6 protein-coding genes are annotated in these 7,780 nt (G+C 54.2%); 4 read left to right on the top strand and 2 right to left on the bottom strand.

Annotated elements, in window-relative coordinates; translation table 11 throughout:
- The 3 genes from ABX962_RS24310 to tmk all read left to right on the top strand — a co-directional run.
- Positions 1 to 1,308, top strand: a 1,308-nt coding sequence (locus ABX962_RS24310; protein WP_372723119.1) for an ATP-binding protein, incomplete at its 5' end; no start/stop codon positions are given.
- The gene (locus ABX962_RS24305; protein WP_372723117.1) at positions 1,305 to 1,760 is read left to right on the top strand and encodes a response regulator; all 456 of its coding nucleotides are present in this window, start codon (positions 1,305 to 1,307) and stop codon (positions 1,758 to 1,760) included. The genes ABX962_RS24310 and ABX962_RS24305, both read left to right, overlap by 4 nt.
- Positions 1,761 to 2,110: 350 nt before the next feature.
- Positions 2,111 to 2,734: a dTMP kinase gene (gene tmk / locus ABX962_RS24300; RefSeq protein ID WP_372723115.1), complete on the top strand. Its 624-nt coding sequence runs from the start codon at positions 2,111 to 2,113 to the stop codon at positions 2,732 to 2,734.
- Positions 2,735 to 2,755: 21 nt separating this feature from the next.
- On the opposite strand, the gene ABX962_RS24295 is transcribed toward tmk, so the two are convergent.
- On the bottom strand, positions 2,756 to 3,706 hold the full coding sequence (locus ABX962_RS24295) for a DUF4349 domain-containing protein (RefSeq protein WP_372723113.1): 951 nt from the start codon (positions 3,704 to 3,706) through the stop codon (positions 2,756 to 2,758).
- A gap of 247 nt (positions 3,707 to 3,953) precedes the next feature.
- Here ABX962_RS24295 and ABX962_RS24290 point away from each other — a divergent pair, with 247 nt between their 5' ends.
- Complete coding sequence (locus ABX962_RS24290; RefSeq protein ID WP_372723111.1) at positions 3,954 to 7,280, top strand: LamG-like jellyroll fold domain-containing protein; 3,327 nt, start codon at positions 3,954 to 3,956, stop codon at positions 7,278 to 7,280.
- A 103-nt stretch (positions 7,281 to 7,383) separates the two neighbouring features.
- On the opposite strand, the gene ABX962_RS24285 is transcribed toward ABX962_RS24290, so the two are convergent.
- The gene (locus ABX962_RS24285; protein WP_372723109.1) at positions 7,384 to 7,665 is read right to left on the bottom strand and encodes a hypothetical protein; all 282 of its coding nucleotides are present in this window, start codon (positions 7,663 to 7,665) and stop codon (positions 7,384 to 7,386) included.
- Between the last annotated feature and the right edge of the window lie 115 nt (positions 7,666 to 7,780).

Raw genomic sequence — 7,780 nt, 5'->3', positions numbered from 1 at the left:
GGCACGCTGGGCGGATCGGTGGTGACCTTCGTCGATACATCGGATCGGAAACGACGCGAACACCTACAAACCAAAATGTACGAGGAGCTCGAAGACCGAGTCGCACTGCACGATCAAGAGCTTGTTGCGATGCGAGACCGTTTGGATTTGGCGCTCGAAGGCGCCAATGTGGGATTGTGGGACTGGGATGCCGTCACCAACGAAGTCTATTTTTCCAAGACTGCCAAGACTCAATTGGGCTATGATCCGGAGATGCCTTGGACGCATTTTCGCGACTGGGAAGCTCGACTTCATCCGGATGACCACGACGAAGCGCTGCAGTGCGTTAAGAAATACTTCGCCGAACGCGGGGACGTTTACCAATCGACCTTTCGCTTGCGCTGCGAAAATGGCACCTACCGCTGGATTTTGTCCCAGGGGCATGGCGAGTTCGATGAATCGGGTAACCCGCTGCGTTTGATCGGCGTGCATATCGACATCCACGAACAGATCGAAAACGAAAAGATTCTCGAGTGGCTTAACGGCGAACTGTCACGGACCGTCGATGCGTTGCATTCAAGTAATATTGATTTGCAGCAATTTGCCTACGTCGCTTCTCACGACCTTCAGACTCCGCTGCGAGCCATCGCCAACTTTGCCCAATTCCTGCAAGACGATTATGCAGGGAAATTTGACGCGACCGCGGACGACTATCTGCAGCGGATTGTGCAGGGGGCTCACCGGATGCAACAGTTGATTCGTGATCTGTTGGGCTATTCTCGCGTCGAATCGCGAGCGGCCCCCTTCCAACCGACGTCATTGAATGATGCGTTCGACGACGCCCTTGAGATGTTAAGTTCCTCGATTGCTGAAACGGGGGCTCGCGTGACACGTGATGATTTGCCTACGATTCAGGCCGACAAGTCGCAAATGGCCCAGTTGTTGACCAATTTGATTGGCAACGCCGTCAAGTACCACGGCGACGAACCGCCCAAGGTGCACGTTTGGGCCGAAACCAGCGACGACTTCCACACCCTCTTCGTGCAAGATAACGGTATCGGTATCAGCCCACAGCATCACGAACGCGTGTTTGAAATTTTTCGTCGCTTGCATACTCAAACCGCGTATCCCGGTACCGGAATTGGACTGGCCGTTTGCCGCCGTATCGTCAACCGCCATGGCGGCGAAATTTCAGTAAAATCGCAAGAAGCCAAAGGAAGTACGTTCGTGTTTACGATCCCCGTGAACCAATCTAAGGTCGATGAATTCGACGCCGACAACCCGGATGCGATCAGCATCGGACACGACAAGGCGCTGAGGGACGTATGAAAATCGCGGATAGTGGTCGACCAGCCGAAGTGTTGTTGGTCGAAGACAACGAAGACGACGTCATTATCACACGACGTGGGTTCAACAAATCGGACCTGCCGGTCAATCTTCATCGTGTCGAAAATGGCGAAGAGTGCATGCAGTTTCTTCGCAAAACGGGTCAATACGCCGATGCGCCGACTCCCGATCTGATTCTGCTCGATCTGAATATGCCGGTCAAAGATGGCCGCGAGGTGTTGGCAGAAATCGTCGCCGACGAACAACTTCGCCGCCTCGCCGTCGTCGTGCTGACGACCTCGGAATCCGACCAAGACCTGTTGACGATGTACGATTTGCGATGCAGTTCGTACATCCTGAAACCGGTCGATTTCAAGGAATTCCAGCAAGTGATCAAATATATCGGCGAATATTGGTTCACGATCGTCGTCCTGCCCAACGGCAGTTCAGATTAAGATCAGTCCGTTAACGTGGTGATCGCGTTGAAGGGCTGTCAGCCACCGCACGTCTCTCATCGCATTTGGTCGCCGAGCGGCACAAGCCCAATGCCATCGACTTTGGTACTATCCGGGTGGCTTTTCTAGCGGAGGGGCGCGAGCCGCCCGGTTGTAAAATCGCACGTTTTTTCAAGCCGTAACCGGACGGCTCGCGCCGTGCCGCTACGAATGTCAATGGCATTGCCGGCGTCGCAGCGATTTCTTCGATCGTCGCTCTTCCGACCTGCCCCCTGTCATCTCGAACCAAAATCGTCAGAATCTGACACTCATCGTCTCTGAAGAATCCCCGCTGTTTTCCGTTCTTATCTATGACCTCTGCTTCCTCTCGCGGCGTTTTTATTGTCGTCGACGGCATCGACGGTGCCGGAAAATCGACCCAAGTCCAACGGTTGTGTGATTCGCTACGGACACAGGGGTTTCGCGTGACCCAGTCTCGCGAACCGACCGATGGAAAGTGGGGCAAGATGATTCGCGACAGCGCCACGACGGGCCGTTTGTCGCTGGACGAAGAACTCCGGGCCTTTGTCGAAGATCGTCGTGAACATGTTTCCACGCTGATCCAACCCGCCCTCGCCGACGGCCAAATCGTGATCGTTGATCGCTATTTCTATTCGACCGTGGCTTACCAAGGCATCCGCGGCGCCGATACCGGGGTGTTGCTCGATCAAATGCGAGCCGAGTTTCCGATCCCAGATCTGACGTTGTTCTTTGATTTACCGGTCTCGGTGGCGCTGCAGCGAATCTCGGAAACACGAGGCGAAGTCCCCAACGAATTCGAACAGGAAGACTCGCTGACCGAGATCCGCAAAACGTTCCATCAGATCGCAGAACAATGTGATGAAGTGCAACTGCTCGATTGCACCCCGGATATGGACGAAGTGACCGCCAACATCGCTGCTCGTGTTGAACAAGTCCTTGCACTGCGTCAGTAAGCGGAAAAACGTGAACCGCTGCTAAATTGCAGTGCGTGTGTGAATCCGCCGGCGTACCATCACTGTGACCACGATCACGGGGATTCCCAGCACGATCATCCAAGGCACCACGGCGATCAGTGCAATCAATAGGATCTCGCCGAGTTGGCGTAGCGAACGCAGCGACCCGCCAAATGCGGTGGCGACGCGGTCCGTAAAGGTCGGTGCCGCTGGCGGAACGTACTCTTTTTCCTCGCGAACGTTGATCGTCACGGTGGCCAGCGATGTGCGATCAGCGAGCAGTCGCAACCGACCTTCCATTCGTTCGATTTCTTCTCGCACACGAGCCAGTTCACGCTCGATTTCCAGAACGTCCGACAACTTGCCCGTACGCTCTGCTAACATCGCGATAATGCGTTCTTCGAGTTTACGATTGTTTCGCACACGAGCCTCGACGTCGACATATTCCTCGGTCACGTCCTGAGCGTCCTCGCGACGTGATTCGGCAAATCCCAATCCGCCGACACCACTGACAAATTCGTGATAGCGATCAACCGGAACGCGAACCACCCAAGTCCCACTTTGCTGATTGTTGTAGCGGCGATCGGTCTGGCTTTTGGAAATAAAACCGTCCACCGAATTCACTAACCGAGGCAGCGAGGTTTCGAACTCACTATATGCCTTGACGATCAATCCAAGCGAAGTGTTGTAGATGATCCGTCGTTTTGCTTTGTTTTTTTCAACGGATTGCGCGTCGGAACCTTCCTCGTCTCTCGGTAATGTCGAATTTGTAATATTCGCCAAACTTTGGCCCTGGCGACTCACCGCGTCTACGGTGGCGGCGAAATCCGAATCGAACGCCGCCGATGATTCGATCATGTCCATCTTGCCTGAAAATCGCGAATTCGGATTCTCACCACAACCCACCATCATCAGGGCAAACGTGGTGACGATCAGCAGGTAATTCCAGGAAATGTAAGGTCGAATTGGCATCGTGGTGCTTTCTCACTTTGTCATGGCAAGTTCAATATGAGCACCCCCAAACGCGGGAGCGTCAATAGTACGACGAGGGACTCGCCCCTGCGGATTTTAAAAACCGAATGAAATTGCAAAGAAGTTTCAGGTTTCTTCGCACTGATCGAATGGGGGCTCGGGTGACATGCCGATTCCTGCTGGGGTAAAAACCAAGGCAAGCATGTAACCGCACCGCTAGAACACACCCATTCCGAACGCACGCACCATGATCGATATGACACTTGGCCGAATCCGCTGTTCCATCCTTGTCACCGGATGTCTTGCTCTCGCGTTAGGTTCCGCGTTATCCGCCAATGCACAGCAAAATCAAGCTCATCACTGGGATTTTTCACCCGCGTCACTCAATGGGACGACGCTTTCTGCACTCCAAGGCGAAACCCGTTTGACGCTGCCCCATTCGGATTCGATCGACAAGGACGCTCCGTTTGGTTGGATCAAGAAGGCATCGAGTTTCATTGAAATTGACAAGCCCAATCAATCCGCAATCCTTCCGAAATCGGCGTTCAGTATTGCTGCGTGGGTTCGGACGGACAAGTTTTCCGATTGGACCGGAATCATCAGTGCCATCGAAGACAATGGCGGCGAAGAATACGGGTGGATGCTGGGGTTGCAGGGCAGTTCGTTCACCTTTGCGTTGGCAAGCACGCACTCGGATGATGGAAACGGACTGCTGACGTATTGCAAAGCACCGCTGTCGAGCCTGGCGGGTCGCTGGTCATTGGTGAGTGCCACCTTTGACGGTGACACGATGCGATTGTTCGTCGACGGCAAATTGGTGAATCACTCGTCGAAACAAAAAGGCGACGTGCTGTATCCGAAGCAAGGCGTACGGTTGGCCATCGGCGCCTATGTCGACCGAGACGAGACGCATCCGTTAAACGGGCGTATTGGCGAATGCTGGATTACTCCCGAGGTATGGTCGCCCGATGCGGTGCAAAAGCTTTACACCGCCGGACGGGACCGATATCCTGATACACCACTTATCCAGCACGATCCACTCGATGGGTTTGCCATTCGCCGCTTCGAAACGGAATCCGATGTCGATTCGGAATCCGCTCGGTTGCCCAATGCCCAGCTGATCGCGCCGGCCGGTGACACTTTGATGTATCCGGCTCGGCCGGTGGACGCTGCAATCTCGAGTGACAATGCGGTGATCGCGGTCAAAGACAATGTTGCCGTCGTGTTCCTTGATGCCAAGACTTGGACGGTCATCGATCGTCTGCCCTTTCCTGATGGTGGTGCGTCGATGCATGGAATCGTTTTTGCCGCGGATGGCAAAACGCTGTGGGCCACCAACGCGCAGCAGTCGTTGTTCGAAGCCACCAAGAAAGCCGATCGATGGATGTGGACACGAGCGATCGCACTTCCCGGTTCCGATGGCGGGCACTCGCATCCCTGTGGCATCGCCCACGACGCGGATCGTGATCGTTTGTACGTTTGTTTGTCACGCAACAACACGGTTGCCGAGATCGATTTGAACACGGGACAGTTATTGCGAGAAATTCCTGTCGGTGTCGCTCCTTATGATGTCGTGCTGTTACCTCAGCAGCAATCATTGATCGTCAGCAATTGGGGAGGCCGTCATCCACGCGATGATGAAAAATCAGCACCGTCGAGTGGCACGGATGTGTTAGTCGACGATCGAGGCGTCGCCAAAAGCGGTACGGTCGGACGCGTCGATTTGGCATCGGCGGTGCAAGTTCGCGAGGTTCACACAGGGCTGCATCCCGCCGACCTCGAACTCGCTGCGGATGGCGAAACAGTTTATGTTGCCAACGCGAACTCGGACACCGTTTCCATGATTCGCACATCGGACATGTCGATACTGCAATCGATTGTGGTCCGTCCTGACCCAAATTTGCCGTACGGTTCCGCGACGAATGCCTTGGCGCTCTCCGATGACGGGCGGACGTTGTACGCAGCCAATGGCGGAAACAATGCGGTCGGCGTGCTCAAACGCAACGACACCGACACCTCATGGAGTTTGGCCGGATTCATTCCCACCGCCTGGTATCCTGCGGCGGTGGTTTTCGCCGACGAATCGATTTATATCGCCAATACCAAAGGAATCGGATCGCGAAACAACGCCGACCCCAACAAATTCAGCGTCAAGCAATTTTTGGGTGCTGTGTCCAAAGTCGCGGTACCAACGGACACCGAGCTTGCCCAGTACACCGAAGATGCTCGTCGGTTGATCCAAGTCCCGCGGATGTTGCGTCAACAAGTCCGAGCCGAAAGAACCAAGGCTGTCGCTCCGGTCGCGGTTCCCAAACAAATCGGACATCCTAGTTTGATCAAACACGTGGTTTATGTGATCAAAGAGAACCGGACCTATGACCAAGTGTTGGGGGATTTGCCGCAAGGCGATGGCGAGCCAAAACTCTGTGATTATCCTCGCGCGATCACCCCCAACCATCATCGTTTGGCTGAGCAATTTGTACTGCTCGACAATTTTTACTGTAACGGTGTGAACAGCTCGGACGGACACTCTTGGGCCACCGAAGGTAATGTCACCGACCACTTGGAAAAGTCGTTCGGCGGGTTTACGCGGAGTTACTCGTTTGGAGATGATCCGCTGAACTATAGCAGCACCGGATTTATCTGGGACAACGTTCTGCTACACGGCTTAAGTTTTCGTAATTACGGCGAGATGGATTACGCAGGTACGATTCCCGAAGACGCGTCCTTTAGCCAAATCTACGAGGATTTCAAATCGGGCACTCACAAGATTGGATTTACCAAATCGATTGGTATCGAGACGTTGGCGCGATACAGTTGCCCCAGCTATCCCGGTTGGAACATGCGGATTCCGGACGTATTGCGTGCCAAGGCGTTCATGGATGAATTGCAAATCGCCCAGCGAAAAGGTGAATGGTATGACTTTATGATTGTCTATCTGCCGCAAGACCATACATCGGGTATGTCTTCAGGAATGCCTCATCCACAGGCTCATATGGCAGACAATGACCTGGCACTCGGCCAAGTGGTCGAGGCGATTTCGAAAAGTCCATTTTGGAAGGAAACTGCGGTCTTTGTCGTCGAAGATGATCCGCAAGCCGGTTACGATCACATCGACGGACACCGTAGCGTATGCTTGGTCGCAAGTCCGTACACTCGGCGTGGAGCCGTCGTCAGCAATTTCTATAACCAAACTTCGGTGCTGCACACCATGCAGCGGATTCTGGGATTGCCGCCGATGAATCAAATGGATGCTACCGCGCCGATCATGTTTGATTGCTTCCGCGACACCCCTGATTTCACTGCTTACGAATCCGTGGTTCCCGAAACGCCGCTAAACAAGATCGTGAGTGGCCCGGAGGCTTATCCCGAAAATATGAAGAAATGGTTCGTTGCGACTGCCAACGAAGATTTTGAGGGCTTTGACCGTGCAGACGAAGACACGTTGAACCGTATTTTATGGCATGCCGCTCGCGGCGACGACGTGCCTTATCCCGCCGAATGGGCCGGCGCCCATGGCCGCGGGCTGAAGCAACGAGGGCTGATGATTAGCGAAGATGACGACGACGACTGAGACCAATCGACGGCGACTCGGCGAGGTGATATCGTCCACCGTTTGTCCGACATACCGCCCCCCCACTGAGCGAACTTTACTTGCTACAAGCCGCACAATCGGTTCAAAGTGCCGACGAGGTGAACTGATTTGCACCGTTCAGGAAGCTCAGTCGCATACCGCTGCGAATCACATCGCATGCTTGGAACTGAGTGTCTCTCGTTTTTGCGCGACGAAGTCCGAATTGGATTCGCCGATCGCTTGCCGACGTCTTTGCCGCTTTCAACTGCATGTCCACCTTTACACCATCTTCCGTAAATTCGCCTCCGCGGCAAACGGCTTTGCCGCTTGCGGCTGCGTCGACGTCCGCTGCGCGGCCGGTGGAAGTGTTGGATGGCAAAATCATGATTGTCGATCATGAGCCGGTGAACGTCTTGGTTGCCAAGAAACACCTGCAAGCGGCCGGATATAGCAATTTTGAAACGACCGTCGATACCGCCAACGCGTTGCAATCGATCATT

It is taken from the genome of Novipirellula sp., assembly GCF_041583735.1.
Classification (GTDB): Bacteria; Planctomycetota; Planctomycetia; order Pirellulales; family Pirellulaceae; genus Novipirellula.
Note: the sequence above shows the minus strand (reverse complement) of the source record. Positions and strands in the feature narration are given on the sequence as shown.

Coding starts and splice junctions, on each gene's coding strand:
- ABX962_RS24290 (WP_372723111.1), top strand. CDS start 3,954: ATGATCGATATGACACTTGGCCGAATCCGCTGTTCCATCCTTGTCACC.
- ABX962_RS24285 (WP_372723109.1), bottom strand. CDS start 7,665: ATGATTTTGCCATCCAACACTTCCACCGGCCGCGCAGCGGACGTCGAC.
- ABX962_RS24295 (WP_372723113.1), bottom strand. CDS start 3,706: ATGCCAATTCGACCTTACATTTCCTGGAATTACCTGCTGATCGTCACC.
- tmk (WP_372723115.1), top strand. CDS start 2,111: ATGACCTCTGCTTCCTCTCGCGGCGTTTTTATTGTCGTCGACGGCATC.
- ABX962_RS24305 (WP_372723117.1), top strand. CDS start 1,305: ATGAAAATCGCGGATAGTGGTCGACCAGCCGAAGTGTTGTTGGTCGAA.